Source organism: Borreliella bissettiae DN127, from assembly GCF_000222305.1.
In the GTDB taxonomy this organism is placed as follows: Bacteria; Spirochaetota; Spirochaetia; order Borreliales; family Borreliaceae; genus Borreliella; species Borreliella carolinensis.
Map to the genome: position 1 here is coordinate 552,785 of NC_015921.1, position 15,999 is coordinate 568,783.

Here is a 15,999-nt window from a genome sequence, read left to right on the forward strand (position 1 = left end):
TTTATGAATGCTCTTAGTATTGATATTGGTACCAGTGTTTTAAAGGCAGCGTTAGTTAGTTCTGAAAGTGGAGTTTTAAGTTATATTGATATTAGTTATTCAGATTATTTTGAGGTTGATTTCGAAAATTTTGACTTTAATATATGGCTTTTTTCTTTTAAGAAAGCCATATCCAATTTTCAGCCTAATAAAATAGATTGCATTTCTGTTAGTGGTATTTCACCATGTTTGATTGCTTTAAATTCAAATTTAATTCCTTTAGAAGTTTTGCATTGGAATTCTTTTAAAATTAAGCCTTATTTTAAGGGAAAATCTGTATTTTTGCCCTACGTACTTAGTACGGTTGAAAGAGGAACGTATTCTAAAATAAGCTATTTTGTTTCTTGTTTTGAGTATTTTATTTATTTGCTTACAGGAAAGCTTTTTACAAGCTTTCCAAGTATAGAGTATATTCCTTTTATTTGGGATGATATAGAGATAAAAAAATATGGGCTTGATAAGAACAAATTTCCTCCGTTCATAAAAATGGGAGAAAATGTTGGTGTTGTAACTTATAAAGCAGGAATTGAATTTGGGCTAAATAGCGGAATTAGTGTAATTAATGCTGGAGCAGATTATTTGAATGTTTTGGTGGGAAGCGGTGCTTTTGAGGAAGGAATTGTGTCAAATAGAATGGGTACAAGCGAGGGTTTTAATTTTGTTTCAAGCACATATTTACCAGAATTTTCTCTAGAATATCCTTATTTTTTAGAAGGATTTTTTATTATTGGGAGAATTGTTCCTTTTGGATATTTGATTCAATTGTTAAAAGACAGTTTTTATAAGAAAAGCTTAACTTTTGAGTTTCTCTTAAAAAAGATTGTTAAAAGTGCCACTTTAAATAATGTATACTTTTATCCAAGCAAAATTAAACTTTTTAATGATTTGGTTATTTTAGATCCTTGTCTTTGCAAAGATTTAAGCAAAGGAATTTTTGGTAGTATTAAAAATCCGCTGGAGATTGGTTTATCAATGCTTGAATTTGTATGTTTTGCTTTTTATAATAGATTGGTAGAGCTAAAAGACCGTAAGAAAGAAATTTTGAGTATTTTTGTTAGTGGATCTAATTCTGATAATTTGCTTTTAAATCAAATAAAAGCAAATATTCTTGGCAAAGATTTAAAGATTTTTGATTTTAAGCATTCAGAGATTATTGGGGGAGCGATTCAAGCATTCTATTCTTTAAGAGAATTTAGCAGCTTAAATGATTCTTTTTTAAAGCTTACAAAGATTAAGCATGTTGTTTCGCCTGTTATTGAGGTTCATGAAGAATATTTAGAAAAATATCAAAAATATATTAATAATTATAGTCTATTTGTTAACGGGTAATATATAAGTTTCTTTAAATTCGCCTATTCCCGCTATTTTTTTAAAGTCTGCTTTTGCTTCTGATTTTGTTTTATAAGGACCAGATCTTACTCTGTAAATATCTTTATTATCTACTGTTGCAGAATATATTTTAGCAACTATATTATATTTGAGTAATTTTTGAATATAGTTGTCTGCATTGATTGGATCTGAGAGTGATACAAATTGTATGTAATATTCTGTATTAGGATCATATATGTTATCAATATTTAAAGTTTTTTGGGCTATGGGGGGTTGAGATTTTTCAATAATTTTTGATTTCTGAGAAGCATTAGGTATTTTTTGAGTTGTTGTGGGTTGAGATTTTTCAATAGTTTTTGATTTCTGAGAAGCATTAGGTATTTTTTGAGTTGTTGTGGGTTGAGATTTTTCAATAATTTTTGATTTCTGAGAAGCATTGGGTATTTTTTGAGTTGTTGTGGGTTGAGATTTTTCAATAGTTTTTGATTTTTGAGAAGTATTAGGTATTTGGTTTTTGTTTGTAGGTTTTTTTTCTTTATTTAAATCTTGTGTTAAATCTATGATTATTTCATTTTGAGTTTCAGATACCTTTAAAGATTTTTCATTTTGGTCAACGTTTTCTAAGGTGTTTTGATCTTTATCTTCTTCTAAAACAATATTTTTTTCTGTAATGTCTGAGGCCAAATTTTTGTTTGGAAAGAAAATAATTGTCCCAAGAAATATTATGATACAAACTGTTGCAATCGAGGTTAATGCTACAAAAAATCCTTTATTATTATCATTGTTTTCATTCAAATCTTTCATAGTTAATTATCTCCTGCATTTTTTTTTCAATTTCTTTTTCTAGATATGCATAATTCTTGTTATTAATTATATTGATTATTTTTAAGTTTATAATATTTTTTTTAAAAAAAATATCTTTTTGGATTTTGAGTATTTTATTGATTATACTTGAGTCAATGTTTGGCATAGAATATGATAATCTGTTTTTTATTATAGAATTCTTTGTCTTAAGCACAATTATATAGTCGCAAAGTTTTTCTAAATTTATTTTAAAAAGTAAAGCAGCATTAATTATTATTTTTGTAGATTGATTTTGGATTAGGATTTTTTTTATTTTACTGATTATGATTGGGTGGGATATGCTTTCAAGTTTTTTTAATTCTTTATTGTCATTAAATACAAGATTTCTTAGTAAGAGTTTGTCTATTCCATTTTTAGTATTTAATATTTTTTGACCAAATATTTCAACTATTTCTTTTTTTTTCTCATGTAATACTGAATGCCCAAGCTTGTCTGCATTTATTTCGTAAAATCCATATTTATTGCTAATTATTTTTGAAGCAGTGTCTTTGCCAGACGCAATTTTTCCTGTCACTCCAATTATTAATGGATTTCTCCCCACGATTTACCCGTTTCAATATTTGCTTTTAAAGGCAGATTTAATGTGTAAGCAGTTTCCATCATAATTTTTAAGATTTTCTTCACCTCATTTTCTTCTTCAATAGGAGATTCGATGAGCATTTCATCGTGTACTTGTAGCAATATTTTTGATTCCATTTTGTTACGTTTAAATTCATTAAATACTTTGACCATTGCAATTTTCATGATGTCGGCTGCACTTCCTTGAATTGTGCTGTTTATTGCTATTCTTTCAGCGGCAGATCTTTCTAGATAATTATTGCTATTAATTTCTTTTATATATCTTCTTCTTTTTAAGATGGTTTCGCTATATCCAGCATTTCTCACGAAGTTTATTTGATTTATTATAAATTCTTTGATTTTTGGATAAGAGTCAAAGTAAGAGTTTATAAATCCCTTTGCCTCTTCTTTTGTAATTCCTAGTTCTTTTGCAAGTCTAAAATCTGACATTCTATAAATTATTCCAAAATTAATAGATTTTGCTATTCTTCTCAAGTTGGGAGTAATTTCTTTTTCCTCTATTTTGAAAAGCTTAGAAGCAGTTTCTGTATGAATGTCTTTATTGCTTTCAAATGCTTTAATAAGGGCCTCATCTTGTGATAAGTGAGCAAGTATAGCAAGTTCAATTTGAGAATAATCAGCTGAAATAAAAATATTTCCATTTTCTGGTTTAAATGCTTTTCTTATTTTTCGCCCTTTTTCGTCTTTTATTGGTATGTTTTGCAAGTTGGGGTTTATACTTGTGATTCTACCGGTTGCTGTTTTTGTTTGTATGAAGCTTGTGTGTAGTCTGTTTGTTTTATAGTTTATTAGTTCTATCAAATTATCTGTGTAAGTGCTCTTCAATTTTGCAAGTTGTCTGTATTTTATTAGATTTTCAATTGATTCATGCTGTCCTCTAAGAGATTCAAGCACTTTTATATCAGTTGAGTCTTTTTTCATTTTTTCTGGTAATTTTAGATTTAATTTTTCAAATAAAATTTCATGCATTTGTTTTGGAGAATTTAGATTAAAATCAATTCCTATGCTTTTTATTATTTCTTTTTCGATTAGTTCTAATTCTTTTCCAAGTTCTTTTCCATAGCCTTTTAAATATTCTTTATCAAGGTAAATGCCATTTTCTTCCATTTCTATAATTACCTTGTTAAAAGGCATTTCTATTTCGTGCATTAAATTGTCGAGTTTGTCTTCTTTTAATTTTTTGGTAAATATATTAAATAATCTAAATGTGATGTCAGCATCTTCAGATGAATAGCTTGTTGCCATTTCTAAAGATATATTTGCGAAGTTATCATTTTTTTGAATCACATCTTGATATTTAATATTTTTGTGCATTAAATATTTTTCTGCAAGAAAATCAAGTGATACTTTTGAGTTTGTGTCGATAAGGTATGCGGCAATCATTGTATCAAAATAAGGTGGTATGGGGCTAAATCCATTATTTTTAAGTATTTTATAGTCAAATTTATAATTTTGACCAATTATTTTTGGATTTGACTTAAAGAGATTGTCAAATTTTTGTATTATATAATTTTTTTCTATGTAAGTTTTTCCTTTGGCTTCGATTGGAATATAGTAACCTTCAAATTCTTTAAATGAAATGGAAATTCCAATTAATTTTGCTGTGTAAGTGTCAAGCGAGGATGTTTCTGTGTCTATTGATATGTATTTAGCCTTTTTAAGGTTTTCTATTAAATCGTCAATCTCTATTTTTGTTGTTATTGCGCGGTATTTAACATTTTCTGTGTCAATTGTATTTATGTCATCTAAGCTGTTAGTAATAGGTTCTTGTTTAAATAGGCTTTTTTGGTCGGCATTTTCTTTTTCTTGTTTTAGGATATCTTTTTTATAAGTTTTTATTAGAGCAATTGCTGAATGCTTTTCAAACAAAGGTATTAACTCTTCACTAAAATTTTTTAAGGCGAAATTTTCAATTTCTGGAATTTTTAAATTTTCTTCAAGGCTTACAAGTTCGTAGCTTAAAAAGGCATTTTCTTTTTCTTTGATTAAAAGTTCTCGGTGATTTTTATTTATTAGTTCTAAATTTGAATATATTCCCTCTAAGGTTTTAAATTCCCTTAATAAATTTGCTGCTCCTTTTGGTCCAATACCTTTTATTCCGGGGATATTATCAGATCTGTCTCCAACAATAGCCAAATAATCTTTTATTTGGAAGCTATTTACTCCAAATTTTTTTATTACGTAATCATTATCCATTTCAATAAAGCTGTTGTTTTCAATTTTAAGTATTTTTATGTAATCTGACATTGTTTGCAGTAAGTCTTTATCAGGAGAAATAATGTAAGTTAAATAGTTATTATTTGCAGCCTTTTTAGCAAAACTAGCTAAAAGATCGTCAGCTTCGTATCCCTCAATTTCAAAGATTGGTATTTTTGCCTTTAAAAGGCCCTCTTTTATCCATCCGATTTGAGGTATTAAATCATCTGGAGGTGCATCTCTTGTTGCTTTGTAGCTTGGATATTTTTGTTTTCTAAAGGTTGGCACCTCTGAGTCAAAGGTAATAATCAAATGTTCAGGGGTTTTTTCTTTTATTATAAAAAATAATGTTTTAAAAAAGCCAATAAATGCGTTTACATTTTCTCCTTGTGTGTTTAAAAGTGGATAATTTTTCATTACGTGATAATTTCTAAATATTATGTTTAGTGCGTCAATTAGGTAAAGTTCTTTCATATTTTAATATCTAACATTATGGGGAAATTGTTTGCTGCAAGGTTTTGATGTTTTTTAATTTTTGGAATTTTTCTTTTTGTATTTGCAATTTGTTGTAAGATTTCACAACAAATTTGATATTTAATGTATATTTCTTCTTTTAGTAGATTAATTTCTTTTATTAAGTATTCGAAATTATCCAATTTTTGGTTTTTAGATTTCAACCATGCATTTATTGTTTTATAATAATTTTTGATTGATTCTAAGATCAAATCTTTTTTAGGATTGGTTATATTTAATATTCTTATTTCTTCTCTTTGCAATTCATTGCTTTCTATTGTTAGTATTAATTTCAATTCTTTTAATTCTAATAACAAATTGCTAAAATATTTCTTTAAAATTTCATTAGCCGACAATATTGATTCCTAATTTGTTGTGAGTAACAGTATTTTCTTTTTTTCTTAACTCTTTCCAGGTAAAGTTTAATATTTGCAATTGTTTTATAACATTGTCAATTTTATGTATTTCTTTTTTTAAAAGAACATTTTCTAGCTCTTTATTTAGAAATAAATATATTGAGAGTAGGTTTGTAGAGATGTTTCCACCTTGTTCAAAATTTAAAGTTGACATTAATTCAGTAATGATTTCTTGTGCATGAAAGATTTTTTCATTGGCTTTAACTGCATTTTTCCAATTTCCATCTTTTATAAGCTCTTTTGCAACGTTTAAATCCTGTATTGCTTTCTCATAAAGCATTATCAATATTGAGAGGGGATTTGATGTGTTTATTTGTGTTTGTTTATATATTTTTTCTTTTGCTATCAAAATTTCCTCTAATCCAAAAGTTTAATTTGTTCTATTATTTGGTCTTTTTTAAAAGGTTTTGTAATATATCCTCTAGCCCCAAGAGATAAAGCTTTTTGTATTAATTCTTGCTTTCCAATAGCTGTAACCATTAATATATTAACCTTTTTAAGCAATTTTTTATTAATTTCATACATTCTCTCAAGAGCTGTGATTCCATCCATTCCCATCATTGTTATATCGAGTGTTATTAAATCAATATTGCTTTGTTTTTCAAATTCTTTAACAGCCTGAATGCCATCTTCGGCTTCTAAAAATTCTTTAAATCCCAATTGACTTAAGATTTTTATTAGGTTTTTTCTCATAAAAAGCGAATCATCAGCTATTAAAGCTTTTTTGCTTTCTTCCAAACTAGCACTCCTTTTATCTATTTTAACATATTAAAATATAATTCACATTTTTATAATATTGTCTTTTTGATTGATATTTTTCTTTAAAGATTATTTTAATTTGAACATAAGTAAAATAATATGTTAAGTAAAATAATATGTATTTTGAGAGATATTTTATGGTTTGTATAGTAAGGTGGTCGGTTTTTGCTTATTAGAATTGTTTGATAAAATAATAAAGGATATGTTAAATTTTACCCTATGAGCAGCAAAGTACAGCAAGAAATTGCAAACCTTAAGAAGTTGATTAGAAAGTGGGATAAAGAGTATTATGTTGACTCTTTGCCTAGTGTTGAAGATTTTGTGTATGATAAGCATATTTTAAGGCTTAAAGAGCTAGAAAGTAAGTACCCCGAATATAAGACCTTAGATTCTCCTACTCTTAAATTTGGCAGTGATCTTTTAAATGATTTTAAAGAGGTTGAACATTCTGCTCCTATATTAAGTCTTGATAAGGTTTATGATCTTAATTTGCTGAAATCATGGATAGATAAGATTGATTTTAATAATTTTTTTAATATTTCTGTTGAGCCAAAGATTGATGGATGTTCTATTGTTCTTTATTATAAAGATGGGATTCTTGAAAAAGCTCTTACCAGGGGTAATGGAAAATTTGGTAATGACGTTACTAAAAACATTAGAACTATTAGGTATATTCCTTTATTTCTTGATGAAAAGGTTGATTTAGTATTAAGGGGTGAGGTTTATATTACTAAAGAAAATTTTTTAGAAATAAATAAATTTTTAGAAAAGCCTTATACTAATTCTAGAAATTTGGCTTCGGGAATACTTAGAAGGGTTGATAGTAGAGAAGTTGCTAATTTTCCTTTAAATATTTTCATTTATGATTTTTTAAATGCTGGATTGAAGTTTAAAACCAATGATTTAGCTACTGAAAGACTTAAGAAATTGGGGTTTAAAGTAAATCCTTTGATTAGGTTTTTTGATCAAAAAAGTTCAATTGGCGAAGTTTTAGATTATATAGCAGATATAGCAAAAAAAAGAGATTCTTTTGAATATGAAATAGATGGCGTTGTTCTTAAGGTTAGTGATTTTGCTTTAAGAGAAAGATTGGGGTATACTGCGCATCATCCTAAATGGGCAATGGCTTACAAATTTGAAGCGCTTTCTGGTGTTAGTAGGGTAAATAGCATTGTTGTTCAGGTTGGACGTAGTGGTAAAATTACTCCTGTTGCAAATATTGATAAAGTTTTTGTTTCGGGGGCTTTTATTACTAGCGCAACATTACATAATCAAGATTATATAACATCTATTGGTTTGAATGTTGGTGATGTTGTTAAAGTTTCAAGAAGAGGAGATGTAATTCCTGCTGTTGAAATGGTGATAAATAAATTTTCAACAGGATTTTTCAAAGTTCCTGATAATTGTCCATCTTGTAAAACTGTTGTAGTAAAAGAGGGGGCACATTTTTTTTGTACAAATAATAATTGTCCCTCAGTAGCAGTCGAGAGAATAAAATATTTTTGTAGTAAAAATTGTATGGATATTGAGGGGTTTTCCGACAAGATAATTTCTTTTCTTTTTGAGAAAAAATTTATTTCTTCAGAAATTGATCTTTATACATTTGATTTTTATAAACTTCTTGAATTTAAAGGGTTTAAGGATAGAAAGATAAATAATTTGATAAATTCAATTGAATCTAGCAAAAAAAAGCCATTTAGCAAATTACTTCTTAGCATGGGAATTAAAGATTTAGGAGAAAACACAATAAGGTTGTTATTTCTTAATAATTTAAATTCGTTTTCAAAACTTTTTAAGCTTTGTCAAGATAAAGATTTTGCTTTTTCAACATTGTTGAAAATTAAAGGCATAGGGGAAAAAATTGCTTTAAATATTATTAGAGCTTTTAATGATTCGATAATGCTTAATAAGTTTAAATTTTTTGAAAACTTGAAATTTAAAATGGAAGAGTTTATTACGATTGATGATGAGAATAAGTTATTAGTTGGTAAAAAGTTTTGCATTACTGGAACTTTTAATGGTTATTCCAGGTCTATTGTTATTGACAAGTTAAAAAATAAAGGAGCAATTTTTAACACTTGCGTGACTAAGAGTTTAGATTTTCTTATTGTAGGAGAAAAAGCCGGATCGAAGCTTAAAAAAGCTTTGAGTTTAAATATAAAAATTATGTCTTTTAAAGACATAAAAAGTTATTTAGATTAATTGGATAAAGTGTTTGTTTTTATTTAATTATTTTTATTTGCTTAAATTCAGGCTTTAGATTTTTATACATAATTCCTAGTTCGTGGATATTTTTGACTTCTATTAAGTTTCTAAAAAATTCTTCTTTATTTTTTAGAGCAGGGTTAATGAAATATTTTTCAAATTTATATTTTGAGATTATTTCATGATTTTTTAAAGCTTCATTTAAATTAGTAGTTGGATTTATTTCAATATAGTATGTGTTGTCTTTTTTAAATGCAAATTGATCTCCTTTTTCTTTAAATTTATAGTTATTAAGATATATGTCGGGGTAGATTTGAAAATCTGCTGTTTTGATCATAGTTGTTTTTGAGGTGCTTTTAGTATTTTCTTCTAGATCTTGGCTTTCATTTTTTTCTGTGGGCTTTAAATATTCCTTTTCTAATTTCTTATTTTCTTCTAAGTCATCATTTTTGTTTGTAATACTTGGAATGAAAGTTTCTTCGCTTAAAGGTTTTTGAAAAATTTCTTTTTTTTTAAAATTGTTTAATTCTTTTTGAAGTTTTAAAATAGTCTCTTCATTCTCTTTTATTTTATCTTCTAATTCTTTGAATTTGTGTTTATCAGTTCTTATTTTTTTTTGATTTTCTTTGTTTATTGCTTCATTTGCGCTGATTTTTCTTTTTAGATCATTGATTATTCTTCCTATTGAAGATAAGTTTTCCTCAATTTCTTCTAAGTTTTTATCTGAGTTATCTTTTTTTTTAAAATTTCTTAATTCTCTTTGTAAGTCCAAAATAGTATTTTCATTATCGTTGATTCTGTCTTCAAGTTCTTCGATTTTTTTTTCATTAATAGCATAATATTTTTCGTTCTCATTAAGATTTTCTTTTAGATTGTTTATTATTCCTTCATTAGAAGGGTAATTGTCTTCATTTGCTTCTTCGATTTCATCATTATATTCATAATTTTCTTCAAAATCATCATCGGCTTCTTCTTCAATGTTTTCAATATTTATTTTTTCGTAATTTTCATTTTTTTTGGGTTTAGTGTTTTTGCTAAGGAGCTTTTTTATTTCTTCTATTTCGTTTTTTAATTTATTGGTTAAAATTTCATATTTTTTTGCCTTTTTTTCGATTGATTCTATTTTTTCATTTTCCGATGCTTTTTGATTTTTGGTTTTTAAAAGCTTTTCTATATTTTTAATCTTATTTTCATAATTTTCAATTACAGATTTTAGATCATTTTCGTCCATTCTTTTTTTGGGCAGGTTTTTATTTCTTATGTTTTCTGGCAATTTCAGATCTTTACCCTTTTTAGGGTCTTTATAAGAAACTATGTTTTTGTTTAAATGTTTTGAGGTATTTATTTGATCACTTTTGTTCTCAGCACTTTTAAATTCTTCACTTAAGTCTTCTAAGGGAATTTCAATGCTAGAGTAGCTTATTGTATTATTAGCTCCAAATAATGGTATACATAAAAGTATTAAAAAATATTTAAAGCTTCGATTTTTTGTTTTATTCATAAGGTCCTTGTTTTTATTTAGAAAACATCTATAATTTATAATGTTAGCATAATTTGTTTATATATCAAAAGTGATAAATAAACGCCGGAGCTATTTTTATTGACAAATAGTGCTGATTTCAAATTAGGTTTAATTGAATTTTTTATTAAGTTGCTTTTAAGCTTGTTACATATGTTGGTAAGATCAGCTGTTTCTGAAATTTTATTTTTTAATCCTTTTTTATTTATGCAATGTTAGGTTTTTACTAATTTAATTTTTTTGTTTAGTGGGGTTTGCTAGTTTGACAAATGTGGATGTGCATGAATTTTGGGCTTTGCCAGTTTGCTGCAATGTTAAAGATTCTTTTATTGAAGATTTCAGTTTTGTAGATGAACATGTAAGTTCAATTTTTAGCATCAGTTATAAAGATAATATAACTTTAAAGTTTAGAGATTTTGTTGATTCTAATGAATTTAATTTAAAGCTTTTTGATAATAAAATAAGCTTTAAGGGTCAAATTCCTTTGGTTTTATATTCATGCAATTTGGATTATTTGCTAAAAGCGGAAAAAAGTGTTCTTTTTAATCTAAGAGTTGGTGATGTGAGTAATAGTTATTCTTCTGGATTTACAAAGAAAGAATCTCAAACTTGCAATGTTTTGAATGCTTGTTATGAATTTAGTGATTACAATAGTGTTTCAGACGACTTTATTTTAGTTAAAATATTTTTTGATTCTGAAAATTTAATTATTGATGCTAATGTAGACAATATTTCTTTTTTAAAATTTTTTATTAGTGAAAATTTTGGCGTAAGTAAAGACAAAATAAAAATCAATTCTCTTAATAATTATTGGTCTAGCTCTATTTTTCCTATTTCTTTTAATGCAATTTTACAAGGCATTGTAATTTCAAAAAAGATTAATAAAAGGGTTAATGTTGTTTACTACAAAAGACATTTTGGAATTTTAGACAATTTAAATTTAACTTTTTCAGTTTCTAATTGTTTGTTGGCAGATAATAAGCTTTCAAAGATTGTTTTAGAAATTATAATAAATAGACCTTTAAATTTTTTATATAAATTTTATTTTAAATTTATTAATAATGTTTTCAAAAATTTGTTTTTTGATGGGTTTTTAGAAATTTTTTTTGTTGAGAATAAAAGTGATTTCATTTTTTTTTATGACAATCTTTTGGCATTTGAGACTTCTGTTTATAATTTTATTTATTCCAATTTTTATAATCTTGCTTTGTCGATCTCTTGTGAACCAATAGGTTATTTGCTTACTCAGATTAAAGGTGATTATAGTAGTTTTTTTAAAATTTTTAAAAAACTAGATATAAAAAATTCTTTAATAAAGAAATCTTCTGTTTTAAGTGTTAATAAGGATTATAATATTTTTGATACTAGTCGAAGGGGAGTTGGTTTTGCTTATTTGAATTCAAACACTTATTTTTTAAATGAAGATCAATATGTTGTTGCTTTCTTGTATAAAGATGAATTAAATGTGTTTTTGCCCTACAGCATTATTGACAACAATTTAAGCAACTATTTGAAAAATAGTTTGGCTAAAACATTGGGCTTGACCTATAGCAGTATAAACTTTTTGATAGACGAGAGCGTATTAAATTCTGCTAATTTTTATAATCTTCTTTTTAAAGATCCTTATTTGATTGAAAAAGCAATTTTAAGTATTAAAGACAATTTTTCTTCTTTAATGGATGCAGATTTTGCAAATGAATATCCTGTTATTGTTAAAGAAAAAATAGCTATTAGTGATATTAATGATTGTGTGCTTGGGTGTTCTGTTGAACTTAAATTTGAATTTTATTCTCTTAGTGCTGTTTTTAGTAATGCAACTTTTTTTGTAGAGCAAGGCAAATTTTCCAAGCTTAAGTTAAATAACAAAAGGATTCGTACAATATTTGGGTTAGCGGTTGATTATGTATTTTGTCGTGCTAATGTAAGTTGTGATATTAAAGATTGTTTAAGCTTAGAGTTTGTTGAAGATGGTGAGTTTGTTTTTTCTTTTAGAAGTGTTTTTATTGTTTCTGTTTCTGCAATTCGGACTGCTTTGATTCAAGTATTTGATTTTAATGCAAGCAGCACCCCTCTTGATTTTGAAGAAATTTTAAATAGTTGGAGCATAAAAATTGACATTAATTAATTTCAATTTAAATGGAGAGAGCATTTCAAAAAAGATCAGTCTTTCTTTGGGGACTAGAAATCTTTTGGATTCTATTTTTTTTGCCAAGAGTGATAGTTTGGAATACATTGTTAATAACAGATTTTTTTTAATTTTATTGGATTTCAAACTTGTTTATTCAGATTTAATTCCTGCTTTTATTTTAAATGGTCGGAGTATAGTTACCCTTGAAGGACTTAAAAAAAAAAGTTTTTATAAGCATATGCAAAAGATTTTATTAGAAGACGATTTTAATTTTTGTAGCAATTGTTTTGAATCTAATGTTTTGCTGTTTTATTATTTTTTAGAAAACGAGATTGTAAGCAAATCAGATATTTTAGGCTATAGAAATTCGTTAAAATGTAATTGTATGGATGTTAATACTTTTTTATCTCTTTATTTGAAAGCTGAAGAATTGTATAGAAAAAATGGCTAATGTTAAGGTTTATTACCCTGAAAGTTTTAATATACTATCTAATTTATTTAACAAAAATTTAAATAATTATATCATTTATAATGAGCTAGATTTTAAAAAAAATCCCAGTTTGTTTAACAGAGAAACGCCGGTTGATAATTTTTTTATTGTTGGTAATTTTGAAAAATTTAATAAGGTGTCTTTAAGGGGTAATTTTCTTGAGATGGGGCCGTGTGTTACTTACAATGAGATACTTCAGATTGGTAAGAAAAATATTCCAAGTTTGTTTTATGAATTTATTTCAAAATTTAATGATAAAATATATTTAAATAGCATTAACCTTGCAAATGGGTTTTATTATAAAAACACCGTTTTTGATATTTATCCTTTACTGTTAAGCCTTGATGCCCAAATTGAGTTTAAAAATATTTTAACCAAAAAAACTTATGTTTTTAGTGCTTATAATTTAAATAGAGCTGAGTATATTGCAAATCGAAACACTGTTCTTGTTACTAAATTTAAATTTCCAATGATGAATTTATGGAACAGAAGTTTTTATCATAAAATATTTTTCAATACCTTATCTTTTGATATTTTAGAAGAAGCGAATATTATTTTTATATGCATTCTTTTAAACATAAAAAGAGACATTATAAATGATTTTTTGTTAAAAATATTTTATGATGACAAGGTGATAGTCATAAAGGATTTTCAGGTTTTGCTTTTAAACAAATCTTTGCCGCTTTCATTTTCTGAGATAGAAAATTCTCTTAAAATGTTGGATAAAAATATAAGAGATTTTAAAAATTTTAATATAGGAGAAAGAAATTTAAAACTAATAAAGAATTTTTATTTAGACATATTAATGAGTTTCAATTTTTAATTATTTGAATAAGTTTAATTACTATCTTTAGTATGCTATATTTCTTATATAAAGGGAATATATAATTTATTTTTATGTATTATAATGTAAAAAGTTAATCAAAAAATAATATTCATAATGAGGGGTTTCTGTACTTATGGTAAAAAAAGAAGCAATTATTAAGGCTGTAAACGGTTTACATGTTAGGCCTGCATCAACTTTTGTAAAAAAAGCTAAAGAATATTCTAGTGAGATAACAATAGAATCTGATGGAAAATCTGTTAGCGGAAAAAGTTTGTTCAGACTTCAAACTTTAGAATTATCAGCAGGTAAAAGGCTTTTGATATGTGCTGAGGGTGAGGATGAGGAGATCGCTGCTTCAGAGCTTGCAGAGCTTATCGAATCTTTTAAGGAATGAATTTTAGAAGGATTTAATTTATGACTTTATCGGGCAAAAGAATATCCAAGGGGATAGGCATTGGAGAAGTTCTTTGTATTAGGAAAAATTTTGATAAAATTATAAGCAGAGAAAAAATAGACTTTTCTCAAGTTGATATCGAGATATCAAAATTCAATAAAGCGAAGTCAAAAGCAATTGAAGCTCTTAAGGATCTTGAGAGAAAAGCTATGCTTCAATTTGGAGATGATAAAAAAGGTATTTTTGAAGGTCAAGTGTTGATCGTTGAAGACGATGAGCTTTCCGAACTTGTTATTGAGCTTATTACAAAGGAAAATTATAGCGCCGCTTATTCTATTTATTTAGCGTTTGAAAATTTAGTTAAAAGCGTAGAAGACTATAAAGATCCTTATTTAAAAGAAAGAGCGTCTGATTATAAGGACATTAGAAATAGATTGGTTTCTATAATTTTGGGCCAAGTAACCGATTTTTCTGAGATTAATAAAGATATTATTCTTGTTACCGAGGAATTAACCCCATCTGATACTATGCAATTTGACTTAAATTATGTTAAAGGGTTTTTAACTGCGGTTGGAGGAGAAACTTCTCATGCTGCCATTTTAGCAAGAACAATGGGGCTTCCAGCGCTTGTTATGACTTTGTTAGATATTGATGAGTTAAAGGATGGTGATAAAATAGTAATTGATGCAATATCTTCTATTGTTATTAAAAATCCTTCTACTGTTGAGCTTGATCTTTATGAGGGTAAGATTTTGCGTCAAGTAGAGATGGAAAAAGAGCTTTTTTCTTTAAAAGATAAAGGTGCTGAGACAAAAGATGGCGTAAAGGTGTTTTTAAAGGCAAATATTGGAACACCCGTTGATATTACTTATGTTAATAAATATGGTGTTGAAGGAATAGGTCTTTTTAGAACAGAATTCTTATATATGAAATCTTTACAACCTCCAACAGAAGATGAGCAGTTTGAAACTTATAAAAGAGTTATAGAAACAATGGAAAAAAAAGGGGTTGTTACGATTCGTACCCTTGATGTTGGTGGGGATAAAGAAATTCCCTATCTTAATTTTAAGAAAGAGGAAAATCCATTTTTAGGATTTAGGGCGCTTAGGATGTACAAGGAATATGAAGAATTGATCCAGGCGCAGTTTAATGCTATTTTTAGGGCCAGCCATTATGGGAAGATAAGGGTAATGGTGCCTATGCTTACCAGATATGAAGAGATTGAAACAATAGAATATTTTGTGAATAATGCAAAAATTAACTTAAAGTCCAGAGGCTTGCCTTTTGATGAAAATTTGGAAGTGGGTTGCATGATAGAAGTTCCTTCTGCAGCTTTAATTTCTTCTAAACTTGCCAATAAATTGAAATTTTTTAGTATAGGGACTAACGATTTAACCCAATATGTTTTAGCTGTTGATCGTGGTAATCAAAAAATATCAAATTTATATGATAAGTATAATCCTGCTGTGTTGAAATTAATCAAAAAGGTTCTTGATGATGGTGTTAGTTCTGGAATTGATGTGTCTGTTTGTGGTGAGCTTGGAGGAGATGATGCTGGAGCGCTGCTTCTTGTAGGCCTTGGATTTAGGTCTTTGAGTATGATTCCTGGTGCTACACTTAGAATTAAATATTTGCTTAAAAAGTACACAATAATGGAATTAGAAGAATTGGCAAATAAGGTTTTAAATAGTGATTCCGAGCGAGAAACTTTAAGTTATTTTGATAAATTTATAGGAGATTAG

At 26.9% G+C, this 15,999-nt stretch carries 14 protein-coding genes; 7 read left to right on the plus strand and 7 right to left on the minus strand.

Annotation, left to right across the window (positions count from 1 at the left end):
* Nucleotides 1–3: 3 nt before the first annotated feature.
* Nucleotides 4–1,368 carry an FGGY-family carbohydrate kinase gene (locus BBIDN127_RS02690; RefSeq protein ID WP_014023761.1) on the plus strand — a complete coding sequence of 455 codons (1,365 nt, stop codon included), beginning with the start codon at nt 4–6 and terminating at the stop codon, nt 1,366–1,368.
* Here the strand turns inward: BBIDN127_RS02690 and BBIDN127_RS02695 are convergent.
* Genes BBIDN127_RS02695 through BBIDN127_RS02720 form a run of 6 tightly spaced genes read right to left on the minus strand, consistent with a single transcriptional unit; the run spans nt 1,351 to nt 6,674 of the window.
* Nucleotides 1,351–2,172, minus strand: coding sequence for an SPOR domain-containing protein (locus tag BBIDN127_RS02695; RefSeq protein WP_014023762.1), 822 nt, complete (start codon nt 2,170–2,172; stop codon nt 1,351–1,353). The two genes, BBIDN127_RS02690 and BBIDN127_RS02695, sit on opposite strands and share 18 nt — an antisense overlap.
* Nucleotides 2,156–2,773, minus strand: a complete 618-nt coding sequence (coaE, locus tag BBIDN127_RS02700; RefSeq protein ID WP_014023763.1) for a dephospho-CoA kinase — start codon at nt 2,771–2,773, stop codon at nt 2,156–2,158. Before coaE ends, BBIDN127_RS02695 begins: the two co-directional genes overlap by 17 nt.
* Nucleotides 2,755–5,481, minus strand: coding sequence for a DNA polymerase I (gene polA, locus BBIDN127_RS02705; RefSeq protein WP_014023764.1), 2,727 nt, complete (start codon nt 5,479–5,481; stop codon nt 2,755–2,757). Before polA ends, coaE begins: the two co-directional genes overlap by 19 nt.
* Nucleotides 5,478–5,876 carry a hypothetical protein gene (locus tag BBIDN127_RS02710; protein ID WP_014023765.1) on the minus strand — a complete coding sequence of 133 codons (399 nt, stop codon included), beginning with the start codon at nt 5,874–5,876 and terminating at the stop codon, nt 5,478–5,480. Before BBIDN127_RS02710 ends, polA begins: the two co-directional genes overlap by 4 nt.
* Nucleotides 5,866–6,285, minus strand: coding sequence for a flagellar export chaperone FliS (locus BBIDN127_RS02715; protein ID WP_014023766.1), 420 nt, complete (start codon nt 6,283–6,285; stop codon nt 5,866–5,868). Before BBIDN127_RS02715 ends, BBIDN127_RS02710 begins: the two co-directional genes overlap by 11 nt.
* Nucleotides 6,286–6,293: 8 nt before the next feature.
* Entirely contained in the window at nt 6,294–6,674 is a 381-nt protein-coding gene (locus BBIDN127_RS02720) for a response regulator (RefSeq protein WP_014023767.1), read from the minus strand.
* A 240-nt stretch (nt 6,675–6,914) separates the two neighbouring features.
* Between BBIDN127_RS02720 and ligA the strand changes: the two genes are divergently transcribed.
* Nucleotides 6,915–8,897: an NAD-dependent DNA ligase LigA gene (gene ligA, locus BBIDN127_RS02725; protein WP_014023768.1), complete on the plus strand. Its 1,983-nt coding sequence runs from the start codon at nt 6,915–6,917 to the stop codon at nt 8,895–8,897.
* Between the two features lie 19 nt (nt 8,898–8,916).
* Here the strand turns inward: ligA and BBIDN127_RS02730 are convergent, their stop codons facing one another.
* Nucleotides 8,917–10,401, minus strand: a complete 1,485-nt coding sequence (locus BBIDN127_RS02730) for a coiled-coil domain-containing protein (protein WP_014023769.1) — start codon at nt 10,399–10,401, stop codon at nt 8,917–8,919.
* Nucleotides 10,402–10,681: 280 nt separating this feature from the next.
* Here BBIDN127_RS02730 and BBIDN127_RS02735 point away from each other — a divergent pair, with 280 nt between their 5' ends.
* From BBIDN127_RS02735 to ptsP, 5 genes are all read left to right on the plus strand, one after another.
* Entirely contained in the window at nt 10,682–12,544 is a 1,863-nt protein-coding gene (locus BBIDN127_RS02735; RefSeq protein ID WP_014023770.1) for a hypothetical protein, read from the plus strand.
* The gene (locus BBIDN127_RS02740; protein WP_044054962.1) at nt 12,531–12,998 is read left to right on the plus strand and encodes a hypothetical protein; all 468 of its coding nucleotides are present in this window, start codon (nt 12,531–12,533) and stop codon (nt 12,996–12,998) included. The genes BBIDN127_RS02735 and BBIDN127_RS02740 overlap by 14 nt, the downstream gene beginning before the upstream one ends.
* Nucleotides 12,991–13,860 carry an FAD binding domain-containing protein gene (locus BBIDN127_RS02745; RefSeq protein ID WP_014023772.1) on the plus strand — a complete coding sequence of 290 codons (870 nt, stop codon included), beginning with the start codon at nt 12,991–12,993 and terminating at the stop codon, nt 13,858–13,860. The genes BBIDN127_RS02740 and BBIDN127_RS02745 overlap by 8 nt, the downstream gene beginning before the upstream one ends.
* Before the next feature lie 136 nt (nt 13,861–13,996).
* Nucleotides 13,997–14,257 (plus strand): HPr family phosphocarrier protein, encoded by a 261-nt coding sequence (locus BBIDN127_RS02750; RefSeq protein WP_014023773.1) that lies wholly within the window; start codon nt 13,997–13,999, stop codon nt 14,255–14,257.
* 20 nt (nt 14,258–14,277) lie between these two features.
* Nucleotides 14,278–15,999, plus strand: a complete 1,722-nt coding sequence (gene ptsP, locus BBIDN127_RS02755; RefSeq protein ID WP_014023774.1) for a phosphoenolpyruvate--protein phosphotransferase — start codon at nt 14,278–14,280, stop codon at nt 15,997–15,999.

What these genes read in the sequence shown, in the direction of transcription:
- BBIDN127_RS02690 (WP_014023761.1), top strand. Translation starts at nt 4, where the DNA reads ATGAATGCTCTTAGTATTGATATTGGTACCAGTGTTTTAAAGGCAGCG.
- BBIDN127_RS02695 (WP_014023762.1), bottom strand. Translation starts at nt 2,172, where the DNA reads ATGAAAGATTTGAATGAAAACAATGATAATAATAAAGGATTTTTTGTA.
- polA (WP_014023764.1), bottom strand. Translation starts at nt 5,481, where the DNA reads ATGAAAGAACTTTACCTAATTGACGCACTAAACATAATATTTAGAAAT.
- ligA (WP_014023768.1), top strand. Translation starts at nt 6,915, where the DNA reads ATGAGCAGCAAAGTACAGCAAGAAATTGCAAACCTTAAGAAGTTGATT.
- BBIDN127_RS02730 (WP_014023769.1), bottom strand. Translation starts at nt 10,401, where the DNA reads ATGAATAAAACAAAAAATCGAAGCTTTAAATATTTTTTAATACTTTTA.
- BBIDN127_RS02745 (WP_014023772.1), top strand. Translation starts at nt 12,991, where the DNA reads ATGGCTAATGTTAAGGTTTATTACCCTGAAAGTTTTAATATACTATCT.
- BBIDN127_RS02750 (WP_014023773.1), top strand. Translation starts at nt 13,997, where the DNA reads ATGGTAAAAAAAGAAGCAATTATTAAGGCTGTAAACGGTTTACATGTT.
- ptsP (WP_014023774.1), top strand. Translation starts at nt 14,278, where the DNA reads ATGACTTTATCGGGCAAAAGAATATCCAAGGGGATAGGCATTGGAGAA.